Consider the following 1,013-nt stretch of genomic DNA (forward strand, 5'->3'; position numbering starts at 1 on the left):
AAAAAAAAAAAATTTTATAAATTAAATTTCTCCGTAAGACCTAGATGGCCTTTAGATGAAAGTGCAAAATTTTTGAAAGGGTCAGGAGTTAAATTATAAATAAATGTCGTCTGGATTTTTTTTATGAAAGTGATTTTGAAAAACTATTTCATACGCTTGCTCTAAATTTCTTGTATATAACTTACTATCAAATAACGGATTTACATCTTTAAAAGTATTTAATTTGTTTTTTAGTTGTTTTAAATATTTTTCATCATTTGCAATTTTTACAGCTTTGCTTACATACTCTTCATCTGAATGGGTAATTAATTCCTCTAAACCACTTGTTTTTAATAAGCTTGAGGCAACTCTGCTGTGAAATGATTTTCCTATCTTTGTTAAAACAGGTACACCTGCCCATATAGAGTCATTGCACGTGGTATGAGCATTGTAAGGGAAAGTATCCAAAAATAAATCTGCAAATTTAAATCTTGCTAAATATTCTTTCACGGACACCGGCTCACTAAATATAATTCTTTCAGAATTTAATTTATTTTTTTCAAATTCTTTTTTCAAATTTTTTTCAAATTTATCATTTTTTGAAATAAGCCATAATACACTTTTGGGAGTTTTTTTTAAAATTTCTACCCAAAGATTAAAAGCTGTCTTAAAAATTTTTTGATTAGAATTAAAACAACAAAAAATAAATTTACCATCAGGTAGTTTAAATTGTTGCTTTGTTAATTTTTTTTCTAATACAGGGCGATCCTTTTCCGAGGGTAGATATGAGTTTGGTAAATAAATTATTTTTTCTGAATAAAATTTTTTTTCATCTTCTTGAATTAGGTTTTTATCGGCAATAATATAATCTATTTTATCAGTTCCTGAAGTCCCTGGATAACCTAAAAAATTTATTTGAATAGGAGCGCATCTTTTTAAAAATATTTCCATACGATTTTCAAAGCCACCTGTATGGCCCATTAAATCAATCGCAATGTCTATTTCTAAGTCTCTTGAAAAATTTACAATTTCCT

1 pseudogene is annotated in these 1,013 nt (G+C 26.9%); it reads right to left on the bottom strand.

Annotation, left to right across the window (positions count from 1 at the left end):
• Positions 1-93: 93 nt before the first annotated feature.
• A pseudogene (locus tag AMN80_RS01780) lies at positions 94-1,013 on the bottom strand (tetratricopeptide repeat protein); the annotation flags it as partial.

The organism is Candidatus Pelagibacter communis (assembly GCF_001179985.1).
GTDB lineage: Bacteria > Pseudomonadota > Alphaproteobacteria > Pelagibacterales > Pelagibacteraceae > Pelagibacter > Pelagibacter ubique_J.